Genomic DNA, 26,479 nt, shown 5'->3' on the forward strand with positions numbered 1-26,479 from the left:
TAATGGGTATGACGTTATCTTTATCTGCATGTGGTTCATCAGATAATATTGTAACGACAAAATCAGGAAGCATTTCAGAAAGTGATTTTAACAAAAAATTAAAAGAAAACTACGGTAAACAGAATTTATCTGAAATGGTAGTAGAAAAAGTATTAAATGATAAATATAAAGTTACGGATGAAGAGGTAACGAAACAACTAAAAGAATTAAAAGACAAGATGGGCGATAATTTTAATACATATATGGAATCTAATGGTGTGAAAAATGAAGATCAGTTGAAAGAGAAATTAAAGCTTACTTTTGCTTTTGAAAAAGCTATTAAAGCAACCGTAACGGAAAAAGATATTAAAGATCATTATAAGCCAAAGCTTCAAGTTAGCCATATTTTAGTAAAAGATGAAAAGACAGCAAAAGAAATTAAAGAAAAATTAAATAGTGGCGAAGATTTCGCGGCATTGGCTAAACAATATTCAGAGGATCCAGGTTCTAAAGAAAAAGGTGGGGAACTATCTGAATTTGGACCTGGTATGATGGTGAAAGAATTTGAGGATGCTGCGTATAAGTTAGAAGTTGGTCAATTGAGTGAACCTGTTAAATCTTCTTTCGGATATCATATTATTAAGCTAACGGATAAAAAAGAGCTTAAACCGTATGAGGAAGAGAAAGAGAATATTCGTAAAGAATTAGAACAGCAACGTATACAAGATCCTCAATTCCATCAACAAGTTACTAGAGATCTGCTTAAAAATGCAGATATAAAGGTATCTGATAAAGACTTGAAAGATACCTTTAAAGAGTTAGAAAAATAATAAATGGAATGTAAGGCAAGCGATAGAAATATCGGTTGTCTTTTTCTCTATTTATCCCGCTATTTGCCGGGCAGTAAGACCCCACCTCAAAATCCAGCGAAAACAAAGAAGTGGCCCTGCTGCTCGTAAACGCCCAATTGGTGAGGGCTGATTAAAGTTTCACTTTATAAAGAAGGAGGAAGTGGGAAAATACTTTCATACCTGCATTAAATTTTACTTAATAAGAAATCTTTGAGTTTCTCAACTTTTATATAAAATAAAACTGAATTTTCAGTTATTTTGTTATATAGTAAAAGAGAACGAATAAGGGGAGGGAACATTTTGAGTAAAAAGAAAATGGCAATTACACTGTCAGCAATGCTATCTGCAACAATTATACCTAGCTTTACTATGGATGTGCATGCAGAGAAGAAGGAAGAGACTAAAAGTACGAAAATTGAATTAGAAAATGGGATGACAAAACCGATTTATTCTCTCGATGAAGCTATTATCGAAAATTTATATGTAGAGACAGAAGTTGATAGTGATCGAGACGGTAAGAAAGACAGAGTATCGATAAAAGTTATGCGTCCAAAGACAGATCCGAATGTGAAAGTTCCTGTTATTTATGAAATGAGTCCATATCGATCTGGATTAAAAGATGTTCCTGTATATAATGTAGATGAAGAATTGTATGCGTATGAAGGAAAACCGTATGGAGCGGTTAATCTTGGTTCGTATGGGAACTATTACGTGCCAAGAGGTTATGCAGTTATTCTAGGCGAAAGTATCGGTACTGGAAAATCAGATGGATGCCCTACAACTGGAGATGAACAAGAGATACTCGGGACAAAATCTGTTATTGATTGGGTAAACGGTCGCGCGAAAGCATTTACAGAACAGGGTGAGGAAGTTCAGGCAAATTGGTCTACAGGAAATGTAGGTATGACTGGAGTTTCCTATAATGGTACTTTACCAAATGCTGTTGCGACTACTGGAGTCGAAGGTTTAAAAACAATTATTCCAATCGCAGCAATTAGTAGTTGGTATGATTATTATCGTGCAAATGGTGCAGTCATTGCTCCAGGCGGATATCAAGGAGAAGATACAGATAATATGGCAGAAGCAGTACTGACAAGGGAAAATCCTGAAGTTTGCGGACAAGTTATAAAAGAATTAACGGCTGGACAAGACCGAAAAACAGGTAATTATAATGATTTTTGGGATAAACGTAACTATGTAAAAGATGCTAAAAATGTAAAAGCGAGTGTATTTGTTGTTCATGGTTTAAACGATTGGAATGTTAAGACGAAACAGTTCGCGCAATGGTGGGAAGCACTTGCGGAAAATAATGTTCCTCGTAAAATGTGGCTACACCAAGGTGGTCATGGTGGGACATCTGTCTGGTATACTAATAGCGACAAAGATGCATATAAATAAAAAGCAAGAGCTTTTGTTTGAAACAAGCTCCTGCTTTTTACAGATTTAATTGTAGGAAAACTTTACCGTTGAATATGGAAAAGTTTTCTACTACAATCGATTCACAACAACTCTTTTTTCTCATTTAGAAATTGTATGTAGAAAAGGAGTTGTTTACAGAATTGTTCTCGTTGAGATTCATTTAGGCCTGCGAAAACCGTTTGAATCTCTTCGAGAATGATTTTTAATTGTTCTTCAGATTCCGGAATATTTCTTCCTAAAAGTGCATCGACCGATGTGTTAAAGAAATTGGCGATACGATCTAAAGATTTTAAGTCGGGTTCGTTAAAGTTGGTCTCTAAGTTACTAACCTGACTACGACTTAATTGGACCATACCTCCAAGTTCCGCTTGTGTTAAAGAACGATTTGATCTAAACTTTTTTAAATTTTCTCCAAATGTGTTCATGCCTATATTATAAATAAGGCATTATTTTTAAACTATAAATACCAATAAATTTGGCATAAATACAATATTCGATAATTTTTTTGGATAAAATCAGAATACAAACTAGAACGTTAGTTCGTTTAATGGTAAGATATTCTTGTGGGAATTATGGAAGATTTAGAAAAAACTTTCTCAATATGGTTTAGGGGAAGAGCAAAACGAATGTTCTAAATTTTATGATAAGATGAAAATAATAAAATAAAAGAAAAGAGCAAAAAGACCCACAGCGTTACAATAGTGCCGCCGCACCACTGTAACGTTTTACCCTATCGTGCGTAGGTAAAACTTTCCATGAGTCAACTTCAAGTATATCATACTTCTTAGTCCATGTTAGCATGGTGGTATGTTTTCCTATTGAGAAAAACAGAGGGGTGTCTTAAGTTCAAGGGAGGGACCGTCGTGCAGAATTGTACAAGCTTAAGTAACATTGTGGTAGAAAAAGATATAACGCCTACTAAACTCTCTAAAATCACAAGTTTATCCCAGTCAAATTTGTGGAAAACAATGAATGGTCAGGTGCCTATGAATTTTTCGAAACTGATGAAAATTTTAGTGAGTACGGAAAACGAGAATGAAAAAATAAAAACAGTTCAAGAGTTTTTGGAATCTACGAAAAAAGAATCGGACATTAGGACAGCCATGTACTACGTGTATTTAGCAGGATATACAGATATATTAAAAGAATTGCTCGAAAGAAAGTGTAAACATACGGTAACAAAGAACTATAAAGATATTTTAAAAGTTGGTTTGGAACGTCAATCTGGAAATCTACGCTCAAAAGAATTTTTTAAGAGCCTAGACAATCTTCGAGCAAAAGTGAATTTAAATAAGGTTAATGTAAATGTTTTAGTAAACTTACTAAGTGTCTATGGGTATTTTGACATGGGGGCTTACAACGTATTTACTACGATGCATGATGTGATTAAAGATAAAATATGTGAAATGCCGCAAGGATTAGAAAAAACGTTAATTGATGCCGAATTAAAAGCAATATGTGCATACGCGTATTTAATGCAGGATGAAGTAGAAACTGCAAGATGTTTGCTGTTTGAGGTACTGGGGGTACAAGAAGCCCCACGTTTGTTAAAAGCTACAGCATATAGTGTGTTGGGGGAAAGCTACGTTTTCGAAGATGCGGAGAAATCCGTTCAATATTTTGAAAAGTCACTACAGGAGTTAGATAAAATAACAAACAGTAAGTCGCTATTGAAGCGGAAATTAGTTGAAAATACATTTTCGTTTTGTTGTATAATTCATAATTTTCCTGTAAAATTGGAATATATCCATGATAAAGCTGAGCAAGCGCTGCTGAAAATTTCTTTAAATGAGTATGAGGAAGCAGCTAAAATGTTGTACAAAATTGAGAATCGTACAGCTTTTCAAGATCTATACTTAGCTGTTGCTATAGAAAATCCTGAGCTGCGTCAGAAAGCGTATCATCGATTTTTGAAAGAAGGTAATTTATTTTACATAAAAATTTTTGATATTTTAAAATAAGGGGATAGTTAAAATGAAAAAATTTCTAGCTGGTTTAGTTATTGTTTGTGCTCTTGCGCTGACGTTATCACCGGTATCAAGTGAACTTAGCAAAGCAAAAGTTAAAGAACCTGTACAAATGAGGATGGATCCGGGGACGATCGGCTAACTGTTAAAAGAGAAATGCCACTACACTTTCGAGTGCAGTGGCATTTCGTACGTTATAGGGGTTATTCATTTTCTTTATTTTAACATTTTTGAATAATTAATTGGATGAAGGGGAGGAAATAAGGTGAAAAAAGAGACTGCAAAACAAGAAACAAAACGTTTAATTGAGGAATTATTCGGTGCTGAAAATGTAAGTTGTGATATGAATTATCTGATGGGGGAACTTTATAAGCAAGGACAGATTACACAAGAGCAGTACAATCAAATTACAACTATATTGCAACAAAAAAAGGAATAGCATCTGGCTAGTCCTTTTTTACTTATTGCTGCTTTCTTTGTAGGAGTTGTCTTAATAGAACATTAGCAATTTCAGCTTGCTCATCAGTAATTTCTACGCCATCAGAATGGAGTCTGCCTTGATCTAAAAAGTCTTTTACATTAAAGTTAAGACCGTTTGGATTTTCTGTTCTTCCTAAGATGAAGTCTGTAGTAGTATCAAATATATCGGCTAGCTGTACAAGAACCTCAGCGTTTGGTTTTCTTTTATTTGTCTCATATCCACTATACGTAGAATCGTTTTTACCAATACGATCTGCGACTTCTTGCATTGTCCAACCGCGTCTATTTCGTAAGAATTTTAATTGAGTTCCTATATCCATACTTTTTACCCCCGTTAAATTCTTGTTTTATATTTATTCTTAGTTTTATTTTTATAAATTTTATAAAAATATATAAAACGTTTTTTGTTTTATGTGCTTTGATACTTATAAGATACCACTTTATTGTACAATTACACAATGGTAAATACGTGCATATTGCAAGTAAAAGAGAATGGAGGTTTATAAAAAAGTTGAAATACCACTTTACTTACTTGCAAAACGCCAGTATAATAAAAAACATCAAAAGTTGTCTGGAGGTGGACATGTGAAAAGGACTTGGCTAGCAGATTTACGTGGTAAAAAACGTATGTCACAGGTGGATCTAGCGGATAAGGTTGGTGTGACTCCTGGGCATATTGCAGATTTAGAGACTGGTAGACGCGACCCAGGAGGAAAACTAGCATTTCAAATCGCGATAGTACTCGGGTTCCCTATGGAACATTTTTATTTACCTAATTACTTGCAAAATGCCAGTAAAAAAGAAGTTAGACAATCATTTGAGATGGGGTTTCCTTCCAAAGAAAAATTTTTAGAACACTATCCTCATTACGTAGATAAAACTGTAGGGGACTGAGAAGCATGAAGAAAAAGAAATCAGGTTTGTATATTGGGGAAGAAACTTACGGGAGCTGGAAAATTGAAGATGTGTTTAAGGAAGTATATGAACACTATTTCAATGTCAAAGTAACTGTTACACGAAAAAAGAAAGCAGAAGTACAGGCAAGCTAAATTATTGAGGAGGTGATACACATGCAACGTTACGTGACTTATGCGACTCGATTAGTAAAAGCAAAAGACGTAAAAGCTGTATGTTGCGAAAGTAAAAATTACTTCAAGAATGGCTCAGAAGAACAAGCGGTAAACACCATGTTAAAGCTAACGGAAAGGAGTGAACGTGTTGGCCAACATTAATGAGATTTTCGTAGAAGGATTCCAGTCACATACAAATAGCCATTTTAATTTAGGAAACGGACTGAATGTAATTACTGGACCATCAGATAGTGGTAAAACATCCATTATACGAGCAGTTCGCTGGGTAGCATTTAACGAACCTCAAGGTGAGGCTTTCGTAAACGAATCAGTGGGACAGGCTACTGTAGCGATTCACATGGATAACGGCATTATTATTTCAAAGCACCGTAGAAAAGGAAAAACATCGTACAGAATCCAAACGGATCCTGGAGATGCGGGAAGTGTATTTGAGAAGTCAGAGGTACCAGAAGAAATAAAGCAATTACTCGGTATCACAAAGCAAACATTTGGAGATTTTGTTACTGCTTTAAACTTTGCATTTCAGCTCGAAGCTCCGTTCTTAATAAGTGAGACACCATCATCGGGTGCAAAAGTACTAGGTAAGTTAGCAGGAACAGAAGCTGTGGATCTCGCGGTAAAAAGTGTTTCAAAAGATACATACGCAGCAAGGCAAGAGAGGTTACTAACTGAAAAAGAAATTGAGAGATTAGCAGGTAACTTACTCGAGTACTTGGATGTGGATGATAAAGTACAGCAGTTAAAAACAGCTGAAAGTTTGATGGAACATGTAGAAGAATTGTATAAAAAGAAAGAGGTACTGCAGCAACTACAAACTCAACAACAGATAGCATTTGAAAAATTCCGTGTAGCGTTTGTTGAGGATGAGAGACTCTCAAAAGTGCCAGTTCTTATACAAATACTTGAAGAAACAGAAAAAGACCAGCAGCGTCTGCAAACACTACTGGACTTACAAAAAAGATACGAGTCACTGTCCACCGCCAAGAAGACATTGACTGAAACATTAAAACAATTTGATGGATTAGTAGAAGTAAGTAACTTGTTACAAGATTCTACTAAATCCGAAGAAATATATTCTTTGCTTTCTATCTTATCACAAAACTATAAGAAGTATAGTCAAGTATTACAAGAAGCTCAATTACAGGTCGAGAGGTTGACTGTAATTGAAAACATTAATGTAGCTGTGATTGAAGAGGAAGTAAAGAAAACGGATGAGTTAAAGAAACTCTATGTACAACATAGCGTGGTTAAACAAGGCTACGAAAAAACAAGTAAGGATGTAGAAAGGTTATCTGTACCTGGTAATGCGTCAGATCAACTACAAGAATGCGAAACAAGTATTACACAACTAAGTCAAATAAGTGTGCTCTTACAAAAATACCAGAATATACACAACTATTATATGAGCTGGACAAGTCGTGCGGAACATTTAAATGTTCCGAGAGAAGTGGTAATACAGATTGCAAATGCTGAGAACAATGTCACTCATTTAGCTGAATTAAAAGAGTTGTTACGAAACTATATGATCTGGCATCAAAGAGTACGTCATAGTACAAGCACGTTGGAATTATATGAAAAGCACATTGAAAATTACACAAAGGAATTGGAAGAGACATGGAACGAGGCTGGTGGAGTTTGTCCGCTATGCGAATCGCCGATGTCTTTTGAACATTCTCATTGAGGGGTGATTAGTGGTGATTGATACGGAAAAAATGAGCGAGTTTTTACAAACAGCTGAGAGGCTGAATAATTCATTAATGGAAATTAATGAGGTTATTGAAGCTATTGACGATACATCTAATGTTTTAAAAGTCTCTCTATTTCATAAAAAATTAAATGAGAATTTATTAGTGAGTGAATCAGAAAGTATAGGAGAAAAGAGTATTGATTTTGCTATCCGACCAACTGTGTTGGCCTGTTTAAGAGATCAAAAGAAGTTTCTTGAATCAGAGCTACAAAATTTACTATCAAAACAACTTGAAGGGGGAAATGAGTAATGGAATTAAAACAACGTATTGAAATTGCAAAAGCAAATTTAAAGAAAGCAGAAACAGCAAAAATCCAAGCAGAGGCTGAAAAGTCTTCAGCTGAAAAGCAATTAACGGAAATCGCTGAACAAATGGCGCAGTACGGGGTAACGCCTGAAACGATCCAGGAAGAAATCACTAAGCTTGATACATCAGTTAAAGAAAACCTGGAGCATGTAGAACGACTCATCCCGCAGGTATAAGGAGGCTACTTTTATGTACGAGCTTCTAAAAGCAAGAGCGGATATCCGTCAGGCAAGCGATAAATTGAAAATGAAAATCGGTCAACGGGATTTATTAGTTAAGCAACAAAAAAGCGCAGAAGCAAGAAAAGCAAAAGCTGAGGAGCAGCTTGGGGAGTTTGATTTAGTACAAATTCTTCTTCAAAAGACAAGTGATTATGCAAGGCAGCAAGCAAAACGTCGTATAGAAGAAATTGTTACGTCAGCTCTTACAGTTGTTTTCGATAAAGACTACAGATTCGAAATTGAAATTGCCGTAAAAGGTAATCAACCAGTAGCAGAGTACTGGTTACAGTCTGAAGATGTAAGAACACAATTAAAGCCGCCTGATTATGATCGCGGCGGTGGTGTAGCGGATGTAGTTAGCTTAGCGCTCAGATTGGCCGTAGGGGAGATTAGTGGTGTAAGAGGACCATTATTCTTAGATGAGGTTGGAAAGCACGTGAGTCAAGAATATGCTCCGAACGTGGCGTATTTCTTGAAGGAATACAGTACGAAATTTAAACGTCAAATCATTTTAATTACGCACAGTACTCACTTGGCTGAGATAGGTGACGTAGCACTTGGTGTGACTCAAAAACAAGGGAAAAGCATAGTAACTGCTTTATAGAAAGGGAGATCTGGATATGTGTATGAAATGCGAAATTAAAAACGTGTTAAAAGGTGCATTAGCAAACGTTGCAGGTTTGAAAATTACTGAGGAAGTTATCGGGAAAGCAACGGAATCTCAGTTAAAGGAATTGCTAGCTGCAGATGAGGCGGAAAAAGCTATTAAAAAACAACTTCAAGCTGAATATAAAGCCGAGATTGCACCGATTCGTGAAAAGTATCTAAAACGAACTGAGGAACTATTAAAGCCGGTTTTTGAGCGTCATGATAAGGCTTGTACAGAAATTCAAAATGCTTTAGGTATCAAAGAAGACGATCATGTATCGATAGACCTTGGAACAGGTGAGGTTACAAAAGAAGTTTTCAAAGAAAAAGAGACGAGTGACCTTCACTAATTAGTAAAGGTACCTTATAAAACACGAAAAAGCAGAGGTGAGAGTATGAAGTTTCTATATTTCGGGGATCCACATATACGAGGTACAAACCCTCGTAACCGTAAGGATAACTACAAAGAGGCACTAATCGCAAAGTTACGTGAGATTTTCGCGTTAGCGAAATACAAAGGTGTGACAGCAATTATACAACCTGGAGATACGTTTGATAGACCTGAGGTTACAACAAGCGTATTACTGGAGTTTGCGAAGGTACTGAAAGAGAGCCCTGTTCCCATTTATACAACAGCTGGTAATCACGATATATACGGGTACAATCTTGCAACGTATGAACGGACAAGCCTTAGGGTACTAGAATTAATTGTCCCGCAACTTACAGTTATTAATGATCCTGGGCAAGCTCAAATGTTTCATCAAGACGGTAATCACGTACAGCTAACATTTACACCTTATAGTGATCAAATCGATAAAGCTGGGTACGGTTATTCACCAGAGATTATTGAAGATTATGAGTCAACCAAAATACACATAGCGCACGGAATGCTACTTGATCATGATCCACCTTTTGACCGGTACACAAAAGTACAGGATGTAAAAACGGAGGCGGATTTGGTTTTGTGTGGCCATGACCATACAGGATTCGGTATCTATAACCGTTCGGATGGAAAAGTGTTTGCGAACATCGGCAGTATCACACGTTTATCGGCTTCAGAAGCTGAGATTAGTAGATCAATACAAGTACTTCTTATCGATGTGAAGTCACCAGGTGTTTTTGATTTAGAACGGATTCCACTTCAAAGTGCAAAACCCGGTGAAGAAGTACTTGATCGTAGCCGGATTGAAGCAGAGAAGAAGCGTGCTTACGCAATGGAGGAGTTCGCCTCATTGATTCAAACAGAAACGGGAGAAGATGTGTTAGTTGATATTAATACGATTGTTGAGAGTATTGCTAAAACAGAGTCTATTAATTCTGACGTGGTAGAAATAGCGTTAACGAAAATAGCGGAGGCGAAGGAGGGATTACGAGCATGATTGTAACTAAACCGCAATTTGATGAAAACGAATTAGGTGAAGGTACGCCGGTTCAGTTATGTATTTCTAGTAAAAAAGAGAAAGACTGTAAAACAAATTGGAACGGTATTGTAGTTGGTTTTACTCCTCTAAAGTTAAAGGTTGCTGGCTACACACCGAAGTGGGCTTTAGATATCGAAATTGTAGAAATCAGTATTGACCAGGTTTTAAAAGAAAAAGTATCGATTGAAAAATTGGTTCGACCAATACGTTGTACAGATCCCGAGGAGGTTTCTATAAATGCCTGAATTAAATAATCAAATTCGTAATTTGCAAGAAGTACATGGAACAGAAAAATTACTTGAAGCTGCAACTGAAATTTTAGGTAAGAAAGTACCAACTGATTATGTTCGAGTATTAGATCCACTTGAGTTACAAGCGTCTCTACAACAAATTGATGCTGCAGTACAGGATGTTCTTGAAAAAGGTAAAGCACGTGAAGAAGCTTATGGGAAAAAAGCAGATCTAATTAAGCAAAAAGTGAAGCTGAAAACTGCAGTAGAACTAAAAGAAGCAGAGGCATTTATGCAAATTCAAGGTGAGGGACGTAACCAATACGCTTATGTGAATGATCAAAAAGTGGCTCTCACGAATGATACGTTACGTGATGCGTACCGCCTGCATTACAGCAAAGAAGAACGTCAACAACTTACAGACGTAGAGCAAGAGTTAGCGTCCATTGATATCAAAATTTATCAAACAAAAGATGCTTGGGAAACAGCTAAAGAATCAGCGGATCTTGTAAAAGCAAAAGCTTATGTACAAGCGAATCTACTGAAGTTTTTGGCATAGGAGGTTGCTATGGATCCGAAACAAACAGCACTGAGAAATAAACAACGTGAGCGTCAGCAACGGGGGGATGATTTTCAAGCAGAAATTAGAAGAAGCTGGAGACACGTTCCAAATGTATGGCGCATGAGAATAGCGGATGGTACAGGTGCAACTCGTCCAGGTGACGAGATTGTACTAACACCTGAAGTAAATATATTAGCAGAAATGAAGCGTACGGAGAGTTGTAGATTTTCACTAGATTATATGAGGCCGAATCAGATTCTCGGATTACGGGATTTTGATCAAATTATTGATAGAAATTTAGGTTTAGTGTTTATCAGTTTTCTAAATGATAGCAAAGGGCTTGACGAGGCTTATGCGTTCAGACTTATTACAGCTCTTATTCATATGAAAAAACGAAACGTGAACCATATAAAACTTGAAGAATTTCAAAGTCAGACGGTTCCCTGTTTACCACTTCCAAGACTTACATACCATGAACCTTCTTACGATCTATCGGAGGTGCTCACTTGCTACAAATCTTTGTAAAACACAACATCCGAATAAGAGGTGCTAGTACACCTCTTAAGGCGGCAATTACTAAGGCGCTAACATTTGATAATCCAGCGTATTTGAAAGCCAAAAAACAGCGTAGACCTACATGGGGCGTACAAGCAAAACTTGAATTATTTTTACATGACAGAGGCGATATTGTTACGCCTCGAGGTTTCTTGTCAAAGCTAGAAGAGGTACTGAAAAACCTAGGTTACGACCCAAGTAAAGTTATTACCTCACAGATTTCATATGGCCGAGATGTTAGTTTCGGGGAATGGGATGACGGGTTTGTATTAAAAGAGGATCAGACACCGATGGTTGAAGCACTTATGCAAGAAAATGGAATAGGTGTAGCACCGGCTGGTTCAGGTAAAACCGTAATGGGCCTGCGCTACATTTACGAAAAGGGTAAAGCAGCATTATGGCTTACGCATACAAAAGACTTAATGTATCAATCCGCAAAGCGAGCTAAGGATACAATGCCTGGTATTGGTCGTATCGGCTTTTTCGGTGACGGTGTACATGCTTGGGGAGACGGTAAACTAATTGTTGCTACAGTACAAACCTTGCAGCGAAATCCACAAATAATCGATGCACTAAATGATTTTATCGGGACGGTAGTAGTGGATGAAGCCCATCATTTTCCGGCAATACAATTCATTGAAACGGCTGGGAAGTTAACGGCTGAAAATGTGATTGGTCTCACCGCAACACCTTCCCGAAAAGATGGATTAGAAATCTATATGTACAACGGTGTAGGTCCAAAAGTGTATGAGATTAGCAGAGACGGAATGTATGAAGCTGGGAGACTGGTAAAACCGACAGTAAAATTCGTATATACCGAGTTCAATTACGAGACGGCAAGTAACCGTAACGAGATTGATAGTGTGGATGCTGGTGGAGAAGATCTTGATTACACAGATCTAATAAGGCACCTCATTTCTGATAAAAAGCGTGCGAAGTTAGTTGCTGAGAATATTGTTGAGTCTGCAAGTTTAGGGCCATCCATTGTTATAACAGAATCAGTTCGCTACTGTTTCGTACTTGAAGAGCTCGTAAAACGAATGGCAAAAGCAAGATTCGGTATCGATGTTAGAACAGCTGTAGTACACGGGGGTATTAGTCGTTATACCTGGAGAAAAGCAAAAAGCGAAAAACATGCACAACAGCTTATCAATAGTGGTCATGCGGTAGTTAAAAAGCAAGGTAAGTACGGTTGGCAGGTAAAGGTTGCTCAGTATTCAGAAAAAGAAATTCGTGAATGGCAAGTAACAAAACAACAACGTAAAGACATTTTAGAAGCTTGCGACCGAAAAGAAGTAGATATTTTGTTTGCCACTCAGTTAGCGCGTGAAGGACTGGACATGCAGCATTTAGTAGTTGGTCACATGGTAATGCCGAAACGTGGTGACTCCCGTGAGAGTAATAGTGGTTCATCAGTAGAGCAAGAAATTGGGCGTATCATGCGTCCAGATCGGAACAATCCGGATAAAGAAGCATACTGGTTCGATTACGTTGACTACAATGTTGGAGTATTTAAGGACCAATATCACAGCCGTAGGAAAGTATACAGCAGAATCGGGTTAACGGTACCAAGAAAGCCGAAAACAGAACGCGATACAGTGGCTGACTTCTTAAATGATATGCCTTGGTGAAAGGGGTGATAACGATGGAAAAGTACGAATATGTGGGGGCGCTTTATGAAATCACAGAACTAATTGCTTCAACGAAAGAGGTGAAGTAAGTGGGTTTGAAAGAAACAGTTCAAAAAATCGTTAAAAAAGTGATAAGGGTGTTTGCAAGAGGATCCGGTAAAAGTTTAACTCTTCAACGAGGAATCCCGATAATAGTTGAGGTTCCGGAATACGATTCGAAAGATTACGAGATTTCGTATAACAGAAAAGTAACCTATCGAAAAAAGAAAAGCCAAGCAAAACGAAAAGCATGGAAAAAACATGGCCTACAGGGGCGCGGGAGGAAAAAATAATGACACAAGAAACAAATCAAAATGAAGTAGTGGTACAAAATAACGCGGTGGCAAAAAGAAACGATGGCAGCAATTATATTTCAGCAATTTTAGAAGAAACAAAGCAGGGATTCGTTGAAGCGAATAACGGTCTTGATATGGATTTTGTCCGTATGGGCGAGTGGTTAACGGTTAACAAGAAAGGGAATTTCGTAGAAAAAGATGATGAAAATGTAATGTACGGTGACAATATTGATGTAGTAATCGGATACGGTGAGCAACGTTGGTCTGTATGGGGGAAACAGGATTCTCCTGAAGATGGTCAGTTGATCGTGGCGGAAAAAACAAAAGAGGATGCGGAAGTTGTATTCAATCAATGGCTAGCTGAAAACCCTCAAGCAGAAGAACGTTATGAATTAGATGATATTCAACTTCGCTATATGGCGTCAGTTGTTCCAGTATCAACGTTAAGCCCAGAAGACTTCCCTCGTATCTATTTAATGAGCTTTAGCCCAACAGACACAATTATTTTCGGTCGTTTTGCGATGAATGTGTATACAGGGAAATATAAAGCTCTAGGTGTTCCTTCTAAATTAGGTGTCAATAAAATTGTTACACGCTTAGTAACAACAGAACGTAAAAGTCGTACAAACGCTAGTAACCAATGGATCGGTATCGACTTCCAACCTGTTGGTGTATTTAAACCAGAAGATTACGGGATTAACGTAGAAGAAACAGAACAAGCTTCAGAATAATTAAGGAGGGCGTCTACAAATGGCAAAAAAGAAAGATAAAACAAGTGAGTATCAATATGTAGACGCATGGTACAGCAATCAGAACGGTAGAAGCATTCCGTGGAAACGAATCCCTTCTTCTGAAGTGAAGCAATTCCAAACGGGAGAGGCATTCAATTTCAATTGCTTTGCTACAGTTCAACGATTTGCGAACGACACAAAAGTAAAGGGGGAGGCATTTATTGCTCCCCTATATTTTGACCTTGACCATGCGGAAGATCCATCAGTCAGCCAGAAGGATGCAATTAAGCTGGTGGAATTTTTTACGAAAGAAATGGACATTCGTGAATCGGATATGTGGATTTACTTTTCTGGATCAAAAGGGTTCCACATCTTAATAAGCTCCGATGCGCTCGGGATTGAACCGAGAAACGACCTTCATAAAATCTTCAAACATATGGCTGGATACTTAGTCCATCGACTAGGACTCACGTCACTAGATCTTGTGGTGTATACAGAAAAGCGAATGATTCGTTTGCCAAATAGTATGCATCAAAAAACAAACCTATTTAAGACAGAAATTAGTGTAGATGAATTAAACAAGTTAACACTGGAAGAAATAAAAGATTTAGCAAGGGCACCGAGACAACCTGACGATTTACCTTACACGCCAGAAGAACGTAAAAAAGCAATGAAATACAGACCACGTACCGGATACTTGTTAATTGATAAAACAAAAGAATACGAACAAGCTGCAGCAACAAATGCACGACGTTATGAAAAAGAAGAATTTCAGTTTAAGAAGGACAAACCACCAGCATGTGTAGTTGATATTTTAAATGGTGGCTGGAAAAAAGACGGCGACCGAAATCAGGCAACAGTACAGCTTGCATGTTACTTCAAAGACGCTGGCTACACGAGAGAAGAAACAATGAAAGAGCTGGAAGAATGGGTACTGAAATTCACTTCTGAAGCTAATGAGTACGGTAAGCAACAACGTGTAGCAAATACAAGAAGTGTGATTGACGCGGTATACAGCGATGATAATACATACAAATTTGGTTGTGCGTTTATTCGCTCCCTACATGGCGAAAAGAAACCAGGAAGCAAGGATTATGAACGTGTAGCATGTGCCGGTGATATGTGTCACTGCATTAAGAAGAATGCAGAAGAAGAGGAAAATGCGAAGCTACTTCATTTAGCAGAGACAGGAAATGCAGATCTTACTGGAAAGCTTGTAAAAACACGTGTCATGGTTGCGGGTAAAAAGCATACGCCTTACATTATTCCGAAAAACATTGAGTACCATTGCTGGGGCAGAGAAAGTTGTAAAAAAGTACATTGCCCGTTATACGACATTCATACGCATACCGGCTATAAAGATTTAGGCGTCAGTGATCGGGAAGTCATTCAAATGACTGGTGTAGGTGACGATAATATTAAAGGTATTTTACGTGAAATATCAGGCATTCCAAATTGTCCGAAATACAATACCGATATTTTAGAGAACATGAATGTGGAAGAGTTGCTTGTAATCCCGATGGCTGAAGAAGATGACGAAAAGCAAGAGCAGCATAAAGGGAACTATGTACTACGAAAAGTGTACGCCGTAAATGGACTAAATGTAAGTGAGAACAAGTACTACGAATTAACCGGTTATGTATACCCGCATCCAAAGAATCAAGAGTCAACACTACTTGTTAAGAGTGCGACACCGCTTCAGGATGTGGTTGAAAGTTTTGAGCTAAATGAACAAGTGAAAGAAGATTTAGCAACATTTCAGCCGGCAGATTATACAGCAGAATCGATTGAACAAAAGTTAGGAGCTATTTGTAACGATTTAACGTACAACGTAACACACATCGTAGAACGCGATGAAACGCTACTTGCAGTATTGTTAACACTTCATAGTGTCCTTCGCTTTAAAGTACCGTGGGATTTAAATCCGTTACGTGGTTGGGTGGAATTGAAAATCGTTGGTGATACAGGTACTGGTAAGTCGGCGCTCATTGAAAAAGTAATGAAATATTCAGGACTTGGAACACGAGTGAATGCGGAAAGTACTTCTCGTACAGGTCTAACATACAAAATGGAACAGTCAGGTGCTCAAGGTGCATGGTACATCGTTTGGGGTGCATGGCCGTTAGCGGACAAAGAAATGATTTGGATTGATGAAGATACAGGTATTACGAAAGATGATTATGGTGAAATGACGCTTGCTCGTTCTGACGGGAAGCTGGAAGTAAAACGAGCTGTAACAGCTGAAACACCTTGTAGAGTACGTGCCATCATGTCAGGGAACGTACCGAAAGGGAAACGACTTGCTGATTACTCCCAAGGCGCAGAAAGTTTAAAAGATATTTTCAATAACGAGGATATACGTCGTTTTGACTTTGCAGTTTTTATGAGAGCGAGTGATGTGGATCCTGAGTTGTACAACCAAACGCTTGCTACGTATCCATCGATTATACAGAAGGATACTTTGAAAAATAACATCTTATATGCTTGGTCACGTAAGCCGGAGGACGTGCTATTTACAGACGGTACGATTGATAAAGTACTGGAGGTTGCGACAGACCTTGCGAAAGTATATGGAAATGCGAATGACATACCACTTGTTTCTCCTTCAGATCAGCGGAATAAAGTAGCAAGATTAGCAGTTGCACTTGCAGCTCTTACACATTCAGTTGATGAATCAGGCGAAAGAATTCAAGTTTGGCCAGGACACGTTGAGTTTATCGGGGAGTATTTAAAAGCGTTATACAATGCTCCGGGTTGTGGCTTAAATTACTATGCTCGTTTGGCTATAAAAGAAGAAGAAATGACAGAAGAAAGATATCAAAAGTTTACGGCAGACCTGAAGAAAATAGATACGTTAACAGGTGAAATGAAATTCTACGAGTTTATCAAGCTATTCGCTCAGCAGAAATACTTACGACTTGGTGATGTGGAAGCAATGCTTTCCATCGATAAAGAAGAAGCGAAAGCAATTGTAAATCAATTAGCGAAAATGAGGATGATTCTTTTAACCAGCGGTGGTTATCGGAAAACGCCACGCTTTAATGCATACATTGCGTATTGCATGAAGAAGGGTCTCTTTGATCATATACAAGATGAATACTACTAGGAGGCGAAAATATGGATTTAACAGTAGAAGAAAGGCATGAAATTGTAATGAAACATGCAAAGAAAATGTGCAGTATTGCTCGTTTAGAATCACGTCCAATACTAAAAGGTGCGCTTCATAAAGCAGATGGCACGATTATCGCTACAGATAGTCACCGCTACATTATGGCAGAACAAGCGCACTCATTTAAAGAAGAAAAAGTAATAAGTACTGTAGATGGCGAGATACTTGACGGGAGTTATCCGGATCTAACACGTCTCATCCCTGAAGGATATGAACATAGGATTACGTTAGATGTGAAAAAGCAATTGAAGCTCATAAAGTGATTCCAAGTGTTACAGCATTACAAGATGGTGGTCGTGCAAAGAAAGAAGCTGTAGCTTTTCTAACAATTGAAAGTGTTAAAAATACATCAGTAAAAAGTGTAAACATTAGCGGTAAATCGACAGTGTCGGAATTTGAGTGGTTTGTTGGTTCACCGATAGATACTAGCGTACAGGAAAACGGTCAAAATTTTAAGTTGGCATACAAAGCGGAGTACATGCTTCAAGCACTACAGCTATTTAAGGATTTAGGGGTAGATGAGGTAGAAATAGATATGTTAACAAACACACGTCTTTTTCTAGTCCATAATTACGGGGCAAAAGTAGCTGTGGGCATCTTACCTGTAAGGATCTATTAATAGTATATGGACAAGCACTACAAATATGACTGGAAGTGAAAATATGAAACTTGGAAGTTTATTTGGAAGACCGAAAACATTAGCAAGTAGTAAAAAGCAGGTACCGGTAAAAGAATCAAAACTAGCGGTAGAGATGGAGAAAAAGAAGAAACCAGGGCAATTCGATATTGTTTGGCCAAAAGTGGAACCGCAGCAAGTAAAAGACTATCAAGCTATTCTTACAGTCTCAGATTTAAAGAAATACCTTGAGCGTTGTATACAAACAGGTATAGCAGGATTCGACTGGGAGACTGCAGCAAGTGAAGAAATTAGAACGCATTATAAAAAGGCGTTTGAAGGTATAGAAGAGGCATGTGATACAGGTGTTATTGATGAGCAGGAAGCGGAAAAACGCAGGGAGAGTTTAGAAAAAGCATATTTAAAAACACCACTTGATCCGTGGAAAGGTGAAATCTGTACGGTTTCACTATCAGCAGCGGCACACGAATCACGTGTTGTTCCAATCTCTCATAAAGTTGGCCAAGTATTTGAACCGAGTATGGATAGAGATGAAGCTAGGAAATTGGTTCTAGATTTGCTTGATGAATACCTATTTAAAAATGAAAAGGTATTAAAGATTGCGGTCAATTTGTCTTTTGAAACGAAATATGCAGCGAAGTACGGTAAATACATTTTAGGAAAAGTAGCAGATCCATTGATTATGTGGGTACGGTGTTTACAAATCGCAGCACCTCAAAAGATTAATAACCCGAAAAAACCTACAAGCGGATGGGGTTTAAAACCAGCTACGAAACACATTTTTGGTGTAACAATGAACGACTTTGCAGCTCTTTTAAAGAAATACAAAGTGGATTTCTTTGATGAAATTGATGCTAGTAAAGGTGAAGGACTGCTTTACTCAGCAGAAGATGCGGATTACGCACTGCAGCATTACGAATATTGGTCTCAAATTGCAGCTCAAATTCCGCGATATGAGGACTGGCTCCATAAGATTGAAATGCCATTCACACGTGTTACCGGCCTTATGGAATATTGGGGAATGAATTGGGATCCAAACCTTGCAACGCAAAAGAAACAAGAAGCGGAAATTATGCAAGAGCAAGCGGCTGAACGTATTAAACAAATCGCGAAAGAAACGTTCAATATTGATATAAATACCGGTAAATCAGGTAAGACAAACGAAGTGAAAAGTTTAATGTTTGATTACTTAAAAATACCGGTAGCAAAGTATGGAAAAACAGGTGCGAGTCTTGATCAAGAGGCACTTATCGATATGGCATTTATGCTTGAGAATAAGTTAAACGATATCGATGAAGAAAAGTACCTCAGCATTTCGTTGCCTGAAAATTGGGAAAGTATTGATCCTGACAAGGACCCTACCTTAGATAAGTTAGAGCGTGGAGCGATTCGTATCGCAAAACGTGAACCGCATCCTTATAAGGAACAAGCGTTGGAGGTTATCGATCAGCTGAAGAAAATCCAAAAATACACGACATTACTTTCTTCGCACATCATAGGACGTGAAAAGTACTTGAACTTTATGAGTGGACGGATCCATGCCGGGTATAGCCCATTTACAGAAACAGGACGCTTAAACAGCTTTAATCCGAACGGACAAAACGTACCGAGACCAGATAATGATGAGTTTAAGATTAGAAACTTCTTTGTACCTAAACCAGGAAAGATATTATTCTTCATTGACTTCTCAGGGTTCGAGCTTCGCTTAATGGCATGGAAATCAGGCGATGAGGTCATGACGGAGCTATTTAATACAGGTGGCGATATGCACCGTAGAACCGCATCTGTAATGACTGGAAAGTCTGAGGCTGAAATTGTAAAGAAAGAACGTACAGATGCCAAGGCGGGCAACTTCGGTATTTCTTATGGCGGTACGGAACACGCTTTACAGTTCACATTTAAAACGAAGTACATGATTCGTAAAACATTAGATGAATGTGCGCAGATTGTAAATGCTGTTAAAACAGCGTACAAACGCATACCAGAGTATCAACGCAAGATTGTTTTAGAAGCGCGGGAGCAAGGCTATGTACAAACGATTTATGGATATATGAGATTACTACCTGGCATTAACAGCGCGAATAGAAGAGATCGTGGCTCAGCTGAAAGACAAGCAGCGAATACACCAGTGCAAGGTAGTGCCGCTGACATTATGAAGAAAGTACAAAATGAAATTTATGAATCTATCGGTAAACAAGAAGGCGTACTTTCTCATGGAAGTGCCGATATGATTGCACAAATTCACGATGAAATCATTTTTGAAATAGATGATGATCCGGAAATTGTAGTTGCAGTAGAAAAACAAATTAAACAAGTTATGGAGCAACCTCCAGTACCAGGATTTCCAGTTCCGATTGAAGCAGAAGGAAGTGTAGGGTATCGATGGGGCGAGAAAATGAGTGTTGAGTCCTGGCTTAAACAAAGGGAGGAATAGCATGTGGGAAGAGGAGAGGGACCGCGTAAATCGTTATTTACAAAGCGTCATGCAACAGCATTACCACGTGTAAAACCAGCAAGAATTGTGGGAAGCATTGCCGGAGAACCATACAACATGGTTTGGGTAGTAAGTTCATTAAGAAAAGATAAAAAGACTGGTGTGTTAGACCCAGTACCACAAGATCCATACGCAGAATTGTTATTTAGCAGTTGCTTTAAAAAATGGAGGGAAGACGATGAACGCCTTGAACCGTCAACAACGCCGGGCGAGTGAACGTGAGAGAAAGAAAACAAGGGAGCGGCAAAGTTTTCACAGAGGTGAAGTGCAGCAAGTATCCCTTTTATCGTATAAAGATGGCCGAACATTAGCATTACGCGCAGTAAAAGAAGTGTTAGGTTTGGGTTCAGTACGTTTAGAACGTGTACAGAAGCGATTGGAAGAAATAGAAAACGAGAATTTCAATGAACTATTTTTAGAGCATTTAAGAAAATAAAAAGCTGTAGGAAGGATGTGCGATTGTGGGTGGTAGACAGCAAGGAAAGGGGTACGAAAATCGGAAAAGTGATCGGAAGATGGAAAGATTAAAGCGTGAAATGGTTAAGCAAAAAAGGAAAGTAGCAAAAGGTGAGCCACGAAAGGCGGTAGTGTATTTGGACAATTCGGAGCAACAGTTAAAAGATGTGATGCAAGAAAATCGTGATTTGCAGTTAGCAGTTGATTTATACAAATCACAAGTGAAAGTGAAAGATAATTACGCAAAGCGTGTATTGAAAGAAAATAACGAATTACGGAAGCAGATTAAAAGTTTACGTAAAAAGTCTATTTCATTATTTGTTTCTTATATGGTGGTAGCGGTCATTGTTAGCTTCGTGATCGCTAGATAAGGAGGGAGCGATTGAGATGTCTGTGGTGAAAGACAACGAGTTTTGGAAAGAAGTGTATTACTACATGGAAAAGCATGATTGCTATAAGGATAAGGCTGTAAAGGTCGTGGAGGCTCAGTTCAATAGTAAGAACGAGAAAAGAGTGAAAATTATTGAAGCCGTAAAAGAAAAGTTGATTTGTGCGGGAATACCTGAAAAGGACTCTTTAAAATTCGCAGAAACTGCACCCTTTGTTAATTCCTTAACTGGTGCCAGTGTAGAAAGAATGGTGAGAAGTTTTATAGATTTGTTTAAAAAAGGGGAGCGTGCAAAACAATGAATATCATTCATTTATTCCAGCTTCAAAAAGACCTTGATAACAAGATTGTGGAAAAACGTAGTTTGCAAAACGTGTCTTTGTTTCAAGAAAAGAAATTATCATTTCGTGACGAGTTAAGTGAGTTACTTCATGTGTGGCGTGGTCATAAGTTTTGGAGCGAAAATAACAAGCCGATTACAAAAGGCGTACGTAACAAGGGTCAAATGATGGAAGAAGATAAGGTGTACTACAATCCGTTATTAGACGAATTTGTTGATGCACTTCACTTTGCTTTATCGATTGGATTAGAACGTGAATGGAATAAATATATCGATGCCTTTGTAGTGCGTAATAACAAAGGAAATACAAAAACAGAAATTATCGATGTGTTTAACGATTTATATGAAAACAAATTATGGACTGCAGCACATTACATGACCTTGATGAATGACTTGGCTTACTTAGGTGCAGCGCTTGGATTTTCGGCTATTGAAATTTACAACGCATATATCGAAAAAAATAAAATCAATCATGATCGTCAGGCATCCGGATATTAAAAGGAGGCGAAATAGTGGGGAAAGTTATTCTTTGGACAAAAGAAGAAATAGCGTATCTGGAGGATTCCTGGGGGACATACAGCATTAAAAGTATTGCGAAGAAGTTAGATCGCACTGTAAATGCCATAAAACTAAAAGCAAATCGTATAGGGTTAAGCGATCCACGGTTACATTTCAATGGGCTTACAGTGCTCCAACTAGCAGATGTATTACAAGTAAGTTATAAAACAATCGAATCGTGGTATGAAAGATTCGCATTTCCCATAAGACTAAAGTTATTTGCAAAAACTCAAAAAATAAAGGTTGTTTACTATAAGGACTTTTGGGGTTGGTTAAAACGACATAAGCAGGTAGTTGATTTTTTAAAGGTTGAATATGGGATTTTAGGACCTGAACCAGAATGGATGAAAGACAAACGTGATGCGGATGTGTATAGAAGGAAAAAAGAGAGAGATCCTTGGACCAAACAAGATGAATTATTACTAAGAAGTATGGTTAAAGCGAATTGTTATACGTATTTGTATATCGCGAAACGACTCCAGCGAACAGAAAGTGCAATAAAGAAAAAATTGGAGGAGCTTGGGATACTCGAGAGACCTGTAGAAAGTCAGGCATCTTATACAGAAAATGAAATACGAATTAGTTTAGACCTATTTGAAAAAGGTTATACGGTAGATGCAATTGCAGAAAGATTTGGGAAAAGTGCGTTAACACTTGTTGGTTACTTTGAAAGTAAGGGATATCGATTCAGAGCAAAAATGGTGATAAAGCCTGAGAATCCCGTGTTTTAGACTTTGAATAAAAAAGACTAGGATTTCTCCTAGCATCAATAAAAGGTATGTCGCACAGAAAATTAGTTGTGTGCAAAACGATGATTTGCATTTTTATTATATATTGTTTTTTTATTAAAAGAAATAAGTATCAACAATCTTCACAATCAATTAACAAACAATTTGAATTGTACGAGGAGAGATGGAAAATGAGAAAAGTAGAAATCACAGTAGAAGAAAGAATTAAAAGAAAAATATTTTATGATTTTATCTTGCCAGAGCATGTATCTGAAAATCAGATGAATATCATAATTGCCCGTGTAGAAAGTCGTTCGGATTGTGCAGATGATGTTGTACATTTGGTGCAAAAAGAAATACCTGGTTTGAAAGTGCGAAAAATAGAAGAAACAGACTTGGATTTTGATGACGCTGAAATAGTTGGTTATGACATAAAAGAAAACTAAACAAAAGCCGTATTTTAAAACGAAAGGGAGAATGCGAATGAAAGAAATTAAGTTCAAGGCTCATGATGGTGAAAAGTGGATTTATAGTGAATGTGTATCAAGAGATGAAGAAGATGTTTGGTGGATTTTAGATAATGAAAATGATTGCTGGAATATGTGTTCTGAACCCAAACAATGCACAGGCTTAATAGATAAGAATGGAAACGATATTTATCTTGGTGATTTTGTAAGGTGGACAAGGGTGATATATACGGATTGTAGTCGAGAAGAAATTGAAAGTACAGAAGTAATTCAAGGGAATATTGGTTGGTTATACTCCACTTTGATACTTAAGACTGAAGAGTTTTCTAGATTATTATTACCGCATTTAGTTGAAGATCAGAATGAATTTGAAGTGATTGGTAATGGTTATGACAATCCCTGGATGTTAAAAAATAAACAAAATCTTTATTAATGAGGAGACAAAAATCATGAGAGAACGTGAAAATTGGGATGTATTATGTGAGGTTTGCGATAAAACGATTGAACGTGGAGTATCAACAGAAACTGGCGATAATTACTGTAACTCATGCTATGAAAAGTTAGCGTATGGAAACAAAGATAAATAAATTTGAACAAACACGCTATTTGAGTAGCTAAGGAGGAGATAAGGGATGAGGAATACATTAGGTGACTTAAATAACCACTTGTTTGCGCAGCTAGAACGTTTAAGCGACGAGGAATTAAAAGGTGATAAGTTAATTGAAGAAATCGGTAGAGCACGTGCAGTTACCGATGTAGCGTCGCAAATTATTGAAAATGGCGCTCTGGTCTTAAAAGCACAAAAAGTGTATGACGATTTACTAGATGCAAACGCAAAAAAACCAAAGATGCTGGAAGGGTAAAGATGAAGCATTTTTATACAGAAGAACAGAAACTCTTTTTAACAAAGAACATAAAAGGTCGTACACGTAAAGAATTATGCGAAATGTTTAATGAGCATTTCAATCTAAACTTAGGACTAAATCAAATCACGGCTTATATAAAAAATAATGGTTTAAACAGTGGAATTGATACTAGGTTTACGAAAGGGCAAGATTCATGGAATAAAGGGGCAAAAGGAATTTGTGCCGGCGGAATACAGACGCAATTTAAAAAAGGTCAGAAACCGCATAATTACAAACCTGTTGGTAGTGAAAGAGTAAATGGGGATGGTTACGTAGATGTTAAAATCGCGGATCCGAATAAGTGGAGAGCAAAACATCGATTGCTATGGGAAGAAGAAAATGGACCAATACCTAAGGGATACGTAATTATCTTTGGTGATGGTAATCGGCGTAACTTTCAACAAGACAATTTAATACTAGTATCTAAATCGCAGTTGGCTATATTAAACAAAAATCAATTGATACAAAACGATGCGGACTTAACACGAGCAGGAATTGTAATAGCAGATATTTACAAGAAGATTGGGGAACGAAAGAAAAATAAATGAGAATTTCATTTCAGTAGAAAGGACTGGTAAACATGAGTCTGAAGAAAAAGCTTGGAAACATCGTTTGGCACATTGAAAATAACCGCGGAATTATAGGCGATACAAAGGTACTAGATCAAGTACTTGAGAGCTTAAAAGGAATAGAAAGTGAATTACCAAAAGATACAGCGGAAGTTGGGCAATTAATCAGTACAGGTTTTATGAACGGTATTCGAGCGCAGGCAGGCGCACCAATAACTGTAAATGAATCGCTCAGACGTATAAAATACGGTGAATATAATGGCCATCATCAATGGGATTTAGCAAAAGACTTTTTTCAGATGTCTAATGATGCGTTTTTTAAAATTTATGGTTTCAATTTTGTTCCAACTGGTCGGCTTTATGATGAAGCGAAAAGCTATTTAGCAAGACAAGAAAACGTATTTAGTGGAGGGGCTATGAGTAATGGCGCGTATTAAATTAATCGATGAAACAACAGATTTATCACAAGTAAGAAGGCCTATCGGCTGGGACTTAGAAGTAAATGGTGTTCCATATGACGTGTATCGCATTGATGGGTACAATCATACCCTTGGCGGTAAATTCTCAGAGAATTGTTATTGGGCATGTCCAGCAGGAAAGAAACCTACTTATAAAAACTTGATTGAGTTTAACGGTGATGCACCAACCTGGGGTGTAGTATTTGATCGTTCTAATTATACAAAAACAAAGTGGGATGAAACGTCAGTCGAATGTAACGGTATCTGCTGGATAACACGAAATGGCAAGAAATTTTACAGCATTCCTGCACGTTACATGGATTACGGATTAGCAAAGGCACAGTATATTTTAGTGAAACTATTAGAAGAGTGTCCACTTTGGTTATCGGAGAGAAATTGGAAAGAAAAAGCTATTGGACGAAAGATTTGGTATGAGAATCAACCAGCTAAAATAATAAGAATTAATGAAGAGAATGAATTGTGGATTGAACCAGACGGTATTCCTGTATTCAAAGCTCCTGCCCATTGGGGTCACGATGATTATTCTGATTATGAAAATGGATTACGAGTAGACTTGTTATCCCCTAATATCTATTGGTTTCGAGATTAGAGGAGGTTCAATAAATGAACATGGTTGGATTTGCGGATGAAGAAACATATAAAAGGGTTGTAAAAGCACTGGGATTTATCCCAGATAATCTTAAAATGAACTCACATATGCCTAAAGGAAAAGTGGTACTAGTTGATATAGACGCTTTATCAGAATTGCCTAGATTGCGAGGTAGAGAGGTGTATCCAATACTATGAAACCCGTAAAAGCGAAATGTGAAGTATGTGAGCACGTGTTTCGTGTCCAGATGCTCACAGCACGATTATCGAACCGTGTGGACAAGCACTATTTCATTTGTCCTAGTTGTAAAACGGAATTTATAAGTTATTATTCGAACCGTGAAATGAGGCAGCTGCAGAAAGAAATTTCGAATTTATACAAAGGTTTCCGTACATGTTATACGAAGGAACAGGCAAAGGTGATCCAAGCGAAAATCGATAAAAAAGATTTAGAGTTTAAGTGGTTACGAGATAAATTGCGGACGGAGATTGAAAATAATTTACCAAACTAAAGGGGGACAAAGTT

General features: G+C 37.6%; 40 protein-coding genes and 1 pseudogene. 39 read left to right on the plus strand and 2 right to left on the minus strand.

The window, feature by feature from the left end; genetic code table 11:
- Positions 1-2: 2 nt before the first annotated feature.
- On the plus strand, positions 3-809 hold the full coding sequence (locus ACQGS6_RS00945; RefSeq protein ID WP_426964821.1) for a peptidylprolyl isomerase: 807 nt from the start codon (positions 3-5) through the stop codon (positions 807-809).
- A gap of 321 nt (positions 810-1,130) precedes the next feature.
- A pseudogene (locus tag ACQGS6_RS00950) lies at positions 1,131-2,189 on the plus strand (CocE/NonD family hydrolase); the annotation flags it as partial.
- Between the two features lie 140 nt (positions 2,190-2,329).
- On the opposite strand, the gene ACQGS6_RS00955 reads toward ACQGS6_RS00950, so the two are convergent.
- The gene (locus ACQGS6_RS00955; protein WP_162280643.1) at positions 2,330-2,674 is read right to left on the minus strand and encodes a helix-turn-helix domain-containing protein; all 345 of its coding nucleotides are present in this window, start codon (positions 2,672-2,674) and stop codon (positions 2,330-2,332) included.
- A gap of 438 nt (positions 2,675-3,112) precedes the next feature.
- Here ACQGS6_RS00955 and ACQGS6_RS00960 point away from each other — a divergent pair, with 438 nt between their 5' ends.
- From ACQGS6_RS00960 to ACQGS6_RS00970, 3 genes are all read left to right on the plus strand, one after another.
- Positions 3,113-4,210 (plus strand): AimR family lysis-lysogeny pheromone receptor, encoded by a 1,098-nt coding sequence (locus tag ACQGS6_RS00960; protein ID WP_162280645.1) that lies wholly within the window; start codon positions 3,113-3,115, stop codon positions 4,208-4,210.
- Between the two features lie 13 nt (positions 4,211-4,223).
- Positions 4,224-4,358 carry a hypothetical protein gene (locus tag ACQGS6_RS00965; RefSeq protein ID WP_000713858.1) on the plus strand — a complete coding sequence of 45 codons (135 nt, stop codon included), beginning with the start codon at positions 4,224-4,226 and terminating at the stop codon, positions 4,356-4,358.
- Between the two features lie 123 nt (positions 4,359-4,481).
- Positions 4,482-4,655: a hypothetical protein gene (locus ACQGS6_RS00970; RefSeq protein WP_000712293.1), complete on the plus strand. Its 174-nt coding sequence runs from the start codon at positions 4,482-4,484 to the stop codon at positions 4,653-4,655.
- Between the two features lie 22 nt (positions 4,656-4,677).
- On the opposite strand, the gene ACQGS6_RS00975 is transcribed toward ACQGS6_RS00970, so the two are convergent.
- A complete protein-coding gene (locus tag ACQGS6_RS00975; protein ID WP_000351123.1) occupies positions 4,678-5,016 on the minus strand; it encodes a helix-turn-helix domain-containing protein in 339 nt (112 codons plus the stop codon).
- A gap of 172 nt (positions 5,017-5,188) precedes the next feature.
- On the opposite strand from ACQGS6_RS00975, the gene ACQGS6_RS00980 reads away from it, so the two are divergent.
- The 34 genes from ACQGS6_RS00980 to ACQGS6_RS01145 all read left to right on the plus strand — a co-directional run bounded on the left by ACQGS6_RS00980 (position 5,189) and on the right by ACQGS6_RS01145 (position 26,465).
- Complete coding sequence (locus ACQGS6_RS00980) at positions 5,189-5,590, plus strand: helix-turn-helix transcriptional regulator (protein ID WP_325761677.1); 402 nt, start codon at positions 5,189-5,191, stop codon at positions 5,588-5,590.
- Positions 5,591-5,595: 5 nt separating this feature from the next.
- Positions 5,596-5,745, plus strand: coding sequence for a hypothetical protein (locus tag ACQGS6_RS00985; protein ID WP_325761678.1), 150 nt, complete (start codon positions 5,596-5,598; stop codon positions 5,743-5,745).
- Between the two features lie 21 nt (positions 5,746-5,766).
- Positions 5,767-5,928 carry a hypothetical protein gene (locus ACQGS6_RS00990; protein WP_001190219.1) on the plus strand — a complete coding sequence of 54 codons (162 nt, stop codon included), beginning with the start codon at positions 5,767-5,769 and terminating at the stop codon, positions 5,926-5,928.
- Positions 5,912-7,468, plus strand: coding sequence for an AAA family ATPase (locus ACQGS6_RS00995; protein WP_325761679.1), 1,557 nt, complete (start codon positions 5,912-5,914; stop codon positions 7,466-7,468). Before ACQGS6_RS00990 ends, ACQGS6_RS00995 begins: the two co-directional genes overlap by 17 nt.
- 13 nt (positions 7,469-7,481) lie before the next feature.
- Positions 7,482-7,784, plus strand: a complete 303-nt coding sequence (locus ACQGS6_RS01000; RefSeq protein WP_000567356.1) for a hypothetical protein — start codon at positions 7,482-7,484, stop codon at positions 7,782-7,784.
- A complete protein-coding gene (locus ACQGS6_RS01005) occupies positions 7,784-8,017 on the plus strand; it encodes a hypothetical protein (protein WP_000421151.1) in 234 nt (77 codons plus the stop codon). Before ACQGS6_RS01000 ends, ACQGS6_RS01005 begins: the two co-directional genes overlap by 1 nt.
- 13 nt (positions 8,018-8,030) lie before the next feature.
- A complete protein-coding gene (locus ACQGS6_RS01010; protein WP_000273132.1) occupies positions 8,031-8,666 on the plus strand; it encodes a chromosome segregation ATPase in 636 nt (211 codons plus the stop codon).
- A gap of 16 nt (positions 8,667-8,682) precedes the next feature.
- Positions 8,683-9,060 (plus strand): hypothetical protein, encoded by a 378-nt coding sequence (locus ACQGS6_RS01015; protein WP_000335907.1) that lies wholly within the window; start codon positions 8,683-8,685, stop codon positions 9,058-9,060.
- Between the two features lie 45 nt (positions 9,061-9,105).
- The gene (locus ACQGS6_RS01020) at positions 9,106-10,089 is read left to right on the plus strand and encodes a metallophosphoesterase family protein (RefSeq protein WP_426964822.1); all 984 of its coding nucleotides are present in this window, start codon (positions 9,106-9,108) and stop codon (positions 10,087-10,089) included.
- Positions 10,086-10,376 (plus strand): hypothetical protein, encoded by a 291-nt coding sequence (locus ACQGS6_RS01025; protein WP_325761680.1) that lies wholly within the window; start codon positions 10,086-10,088, stop codon positions 10,374-10,376. Before ACQGS6_RS01020 ends, ACQGS6_RS01025 begins: the two co-directional genes overlap by 4 nt.
- Positions 10,369-10,920 (plus strand): hypothetical protein, encoded by a 552-nt coding sequence (locus tag ACQGS6_RS01030; protein ID WP_267209490.1) that lies wholly within the window; start codon positions 10,369-10,371, stop codon positions 10,918-10,920. Before ACQGS6_RS01025 ends, ACQGS6_RS01030 begins: the two co-directional genes overlap by 8 nt.
- Before the next feature lie 9 nt (positions 10,921-10,929).
- Positions 10,930-11,448 carry a hypothetical protein gene (locus ACQGS6_RS01035; protein WP_325761681.1) on the plus strand — a complete coding sequence of 173 codons (519 nt, stop codon included), beginning with the start codon at positions 10,930-10,932 and terminating at the stop codon, positions 11,446-11,448.
- A gap of 83 nt (positions 11,449-11,531) precedes the next feature.
- Positions 11,532-13,109 carry a DEAD/DEAH box helicase gene (locus tag ACQGS6_RS01040; protein ID WP_426964846.1) on the plus strand — a complete coding sequence of 526 codons (1,578 nt, stop codon included), beginning with the start codon at positions 11,532-11,534 and terminating at the stop codon, positions 13,107-13,109.
- A gap of 89 nt (positions 13,110-13,198) precedes the next feature.
- Positions 13,199-13,441, plus strand: a complete 243-nt coding sequence (locus ACQGS6_RS01045; RefSeq protein ID WP_426964824.1) for a hypothetical protein — start codon at positions 13,199-13,201, stop codon at positions 13,439-13,441.
- Entirely contained in the window at positions 13,441-14,175 is a 735-nt protein-coding gene (locus ACQGS6_RS01050) for a hypothetical protein (RefSeq protein WP_000191309.1), read from the plus strand. The genes ACQGS6_RS01045 and ACQGS6_RS01050 overlap by 1 nt, the downstream gene beginning before the upstream one ends.
- Before the next feature lie 19 nt (positions 14,176-14,194).
- Entirely contained in the window at positions 14,195-17,281 is a 3,087-nt protein-coding gene (locus ACQGS6_RS01055) for a DNA primase small subunit domain-containing protein (protein ID WP_325761682.1), read from the plus strand.
- 11 nt (positions 17,282-17,292) lie between these two features.
- Positions 17,293-17,607: a hypothetical protein gene (locus tag ACQGS6_RS01060; RefSeq protein WP_426964826.1), complete on the plus strand. Its 315-nt coding sequence runs from the start codon at positions 17,293-17,295 to the stop codon at positions 17,605-17,607.
- The gene (locus tag ACQGS6_RS01065) at positions 17,604-17,963 is read left to right on the plus strand and encodes a hypothetical protein (RefSeq protein ID WP_426964828.1); all 360 of its coding nucleotides are present in this window, start codon (positions 17,604-17,606) and stop codon (positions 17,961-17,963) included. The genes ACQGS6_RS01060 and ACQGS6_RS01065 overlap by 4 nt, the downstream gene beginning before the upstream one ends.
- Before the next feature lie 25 nt (positions 17,964-17,988).
- Entirely contained in the window at positions 17,989-20,415 is a 2,427-nt protein-coding gene (locus ACQGS6_RS01070) for a bifunctional 3'-5' exonuclease/DNA polymerase (protein ID WP_426964830.1), read from the plus strand.
- A 3-nt stretch (positions 20,416-20,418) separates the two neighbouring features.
- Positions 20,419-20,691 (plus strand): hypothetical protein, encoded by a 273-nt coding sequence (locus tag ACQGS6_RS01075; RefSeq protein WP_000532406.1) that lies wholly within the window; start codon positions 20,419-20,421, stop codon positions 20,689-20,691.
- Positions 20,654-20,911, plus strand: coding sequence for a hypothetical protein (locus ACQGS6_RS01080; RefSeq protein ID WP_151617925.1), 258 nt, complete (start codon positions 20,654-20,656; stop codon positions 20,909-20,911). Before ACQGS6_RS01075 ends, ACQGS6_RS01080 begins: the two co-directional genes overlap by 38 nt.
- Positions 20,912-20,936: 25 nt before the next feature.
- Positions 20,937-21,302: a hypothetical protein gene (locus ACQGS6_RS01085; RefSeq protein ID WP_000509448.1), complete on the plus strand. Its 366-nt coding sequence runs from the start codon at positions 20,937-20,939 to the stop codon at positions 21,300-21,302.
- A 16-nt stretch (positions 21,303-21,318) separates the two neighbouring features.
- Positions 21,319-21,621, plus strand: coding sequence for a hypothetical protein (locus ACQGS6_RS01090; RefSeq protein ID WP_325761686.1), 303 nt, complete (start codon positions 21,319-21,321; stop codon positions 21,619-21,621).
- Entirely contained in the window at positions 21,618-22,157 is a 540-nt protein-coding gene (locus ACQGS6_RS01095) for a dUTP diphosphatase (protein ID WP_151617930.1), read from the plus strand. Before ACQGS6_RS01090 ends, ACQGS6_RS01095 begins: the two co-directional genes overlap by 4 nt.
- 14 nt (positions 22,158-22,171) lie before the next feature.
- Positions 22,172-22,948 carry a hypothetical protein gene (locus ACQGS6_RS01100; protein WP_426964832.1) on the plus strand — a complete coding sequence of 259 codons (777 nt, stop codon included), beginning with the start codon at positions 22,172-22,174 and terminating at the stop codon, positions 22,946-22,948.
- A gap of 188 nt (positions 22,949-23,136) precedes the next feature.
- Positions 23,137-23,391, plus strand: coding sequence for a hypothetical protein (locus tag ACQGS6_RS01105; RefSeq protein ID WP_001233222.1), 255 nt, complete (start codon positions 23,137-23,139; stop codon positions 23,389-23,391).
- A 37-nt stretch (positions 23,392-23,428) separates the two neighbouring features.
- Positions 23,429-23,845 carry a YopX family protein gene (locus tag ACQGS6_RS01110; protein WP_151617935.1) on the plus strand — a complete coding sequence of 139 codons (417 nt, stop codon included), beginning with the start codon at positions 23,429-23,431 and terminating at the stop codon, positions 23,843-23,845.
- Positions 23,846-23,861: 16 nt separating this feature from the next.
- Positions 23,862-23,999, plus strand: a complete 138-nt coding sequence (locus ACQGS6_RS01115) for a hypothetical protein (RefSeq protein WP_001209164.1) — start codon at positions 23,862-23,864, stop codon at positions 23,997-23,999.
- A 45-nt stretch (positions 24,000-24,044) separates the two neighbouring features.
- Positions 24,045-24,275: a hypothetical protein gene (locus ACQGS6_RS01120; RefSeq protein ID WP_001246457.1), complete on the plus strand. Its 231-nt coding sequence runs from the start codon at positions 24,045-24,047 to the stop codon at positions 24,273-24,275.
- 2 nt (positions 24,276-24,277) lie between these two features.
- A complete protein-coding gene (locus ACQGS6_RS01125) occupies positions 24,278-24,865 on the plus strand; it encodes an HNH endonuclease signature motif containing protein (RefSeq protein ID WP_000680281.1) in 588 nt (195 codons plus the stop codon).
- 32 nt (positions 24,866-24,897) lie between these two features.
- Positions 24,898-25,323, plus strand: coding sequence for a hypothetical protein (locus tag ACQGS6_RS01130; RefSeq protein ID WP_000053746.1), 426 nt, complete (start codon positions 24,898-24,900; stop codon positions 25,321-25,323).
- Positions 25,310-25,954: a hypothetical protein gene (locus tag ACQGS6_RS01135; RefSeq protein WP_426964834.1), complete on the plus strand. Its 645-nt coding sequence runs from the start codon at positions 25,310-25,312 to the stop codon at positions 25,952-25,954. Before ACQGS6_RS01130 ends, ACQGS6_RS01135 begins: the two co-directional genes overlap by 14 nt.
- A gap of 14 nt (positions 25,955-25,968) precedes the next feature.
- A complete protein-coding gene (locus ACQGS6_RS01140) occupies positions 25,969-26,151 on the plus strand; it encodes a hypothetical protein (RefSeq protein WP_153599163.1) in 183 nt (60 codons plus the stop codon).
- Positions 26,148-26,465, plus strand: coding sequence for a transglycosylase (locus ACQGS6_RS01145; protein ID WP_151617941.1), 318 nt, complete (start codon positions 26,148-26,150; stop codon positions 26,463-26,465). Before ACQGS6_RS01140 ends, ACQGS6_RS01145 begins: the two co-directional genes overlap by 4 nt.
- Positions 26,466-26,479 lie beyond the last annotated feature (14 nt).

It is taken from the genome of Bacillus sp. GMs2/2 (assembly GCF_050172095.1).
In the GTDB taxonomy this organism is placed as follows: Bacteria; Bacillota; Bacilli; order Bacillales; family Bacillaceae_G; genus Bacillus_A; species Bacillus_A cereus.

Coding starts and splice junctions, on each gene's coding strand:
- ACQGS6_RS01015 (WP_000335907.1), top strand. CDS start 8,683: ATGTGTATGAAATGCGAAATTAAAAACGTGTTAAAAGGTGCATTAGCA.
- ACQGS6_RS01130 (WP_000053746.1), top strand. CDS start 24,898: ATGAGTCTGAAGAAAAAGCTTGGAAACATCGTTTGGCACATTGAAAAT.
- ACQGS6_RS01030 (WP_267209490.1), top strand. CDS start 10,369: ATGCCTGAATTAAATAATCAAATTCGTAATTTGCAAGAAGTACATGGA.
- ACQGS6_RS00980 (WP_325761677.1), top strand. CDS start 5,189: ATGGAGGTTTATAAAAAAGTTGAAATACCACTTTACTTACTTGCAAAA.
- ACQGS6_RS01135 (WP_426964834.1), top strand. CDS start 25,310: ATGGCGCGTATTAAATTAATCGATGAAACAACAGATTTATCACAAGTA.
- ACQGS6_RS00985 (WP_325761678.1), top strand. CDS start 5,596: ATGAAGAAAAAGAAATCAGGTTTGTATATTGGGGAAGAAACTTACGGG.
- ACQGS6_RS00975 (WP_000351123.1), bottom strand. CDS start 5,016: ATGGATATAGGAACTCAATTAAAATTCTTACGAAATAGACGCGGTTGG.
- ACQGS6_RS00990 (WP_001190219.1), top strand. CDS start 5,767: ATGCAACGTTACGTGACTTATGCGACTCGATTAGTAAAAGCAAAAGAC.
- ACQGS6_RS00945 (WP_426964821.1), top strand. CDS start 3: ATGGGTATGACGTTATCTTTATCTGCATGTGGTTCATCAGATAATATT.
- ACQGS6_RS01035 (WP_325761681.1), top strand. CDS start 10,930: ATGGATCCGAAACAAACAGCACTGAGAAATAAACAACGTGAGCGTCAG.
- ACQGS6_RS01080 (WP_151617925.1), top strand. CDS start 20,654: ATGAACGCCTTGAACCGTCAACAACGCCGGGCGAGTGAACGTGAGAGA.
- ACQGS6_RS01110 (WP_151617935.1), top strand. CDS start 23,429: ATGAAAGAAATTAAGTTCAAGGCTCATGATGGTGAAAAGTGGATTTAT.
- ACQGS6_RS01145 (WP_151617941.1), top strand. CDS start 26,148: ATGAAACCCGTAAAAGCGAAATGTGAAGTATGTGAGCACGTGTTTCGT.
- ACQGS6_RS01055 (WP_325761682.1), top strand. CDS start 14,195: ATGGCAAAAAAGAAAGATAAAACAAGTGAGTATCAATATGTAGACGCA.
- ACQGS6_RS01025 (WP_325761680.1), top strand. CDS start 10,086: ATGATTGTAACTAAACCGCAATTTGATGAAAACGAATTAGGTGAAGGT.
- ACQGS6_RS01095 (WP_151617930.1), top strand. CDS start 21,618: ATGAATATCATTCATTTATTCCAGCTTCAAAAAGACCTTGATAACAAG.
- ACQGS6_RS01125 (WP_000680281.1), top strand. CDS start 24,278: ATGAAGCATTTTTATACAGAAGAACAGAAACTCTTTTTAACAAAGAAC.
- ACQGS6_RS00955 (WP_162280643.1), bottom strand. CDS start 2,674: ATGAACACATTTGGAGAAAATTTAAAAAAGTTTAGATCAAATCGTTCT.
- ACQGS6_RS01010 (WP_000273132.1), top strand. CDS start 8,031: ATGTACGAGCTTCTAAAAGCAAGAGCGGATATCCGTCAGGCAAGCGAT.
- ACQGS6_RS01105 (WP_001233222.1), top strand. CDS start 23,137: ATGAGAAAAGTAGAAATCACAGTAGAAGAAAGAATTAAAAGAAAAATA.
- ACQGS6_RS01090 (WP_325761686.1), top strand. CDS start 21,319: ATGTCTGTGGTGAAAGACAACGAGTTTTGGAAAGAAGTGTATTACTAC.
- ACQGS6_RS01120 (WP_001246457.1), top strand. CDS start 24,045: ATGAGGAATACATTAGGTGACTTAAATAACCACTTGTTTGCGCAGCTA.
- ACQGS6_RS01140 (WP_153599163.1), top strand. CDS start 25,969: ATGAACATGGTTGGATTTGCGGATGAAGAAACATATAAAAGGGTTGTA.
- ACQGS6_RS01050 (WP_000191309.1), top strand. CDS start 13,441: ATGACACAAGAAACAAATCAAAATGAAGTAGTGGTACAAAATAACGCG.
- ACQGS6_RS00965 (WP_000713858.1), top strand. CDS start 4,224: ATGAAAAAATTTCTAGCTGGTTTAGTTATTGTTTGTGCTCTTGCGCTG.
- ACQGS6_RS01070 (WP_426964830.1), top strand. CDS start 17,989: ATGACTGGAAGTGAAAATATGAAACTTGGAAGTTTATTTGGAAGACCG.
- ACQGS6_RS01020 (WP_426964822.1), top strand. CDS start 9,106: ATGAAGTTTCTATATTTCGGGGATCCACATATACGAGGTACAAACCCT.
- ACQGS6_RS01060 (WP_426964826.1), top strand. CDS start 17,293: ATGGATTTAACAGTAGAAGAAAGGCATGAAATTGTAATGAAACATGCA.
- ACQGS6_RS01005 (WP_000421151.1), top strand. CDS start 7,784: ATGGAATTAAAACAACGTATTGAAATTGCAAAAGCAAATTTAAAGAAA.
- ACQGS6_RS01115 (WP_001209164.1), top strand. CDS start 23,862: ATGAGAGAACGTGAAAATTGGGATGTATTATGTGAGGTTTGCGATAAA.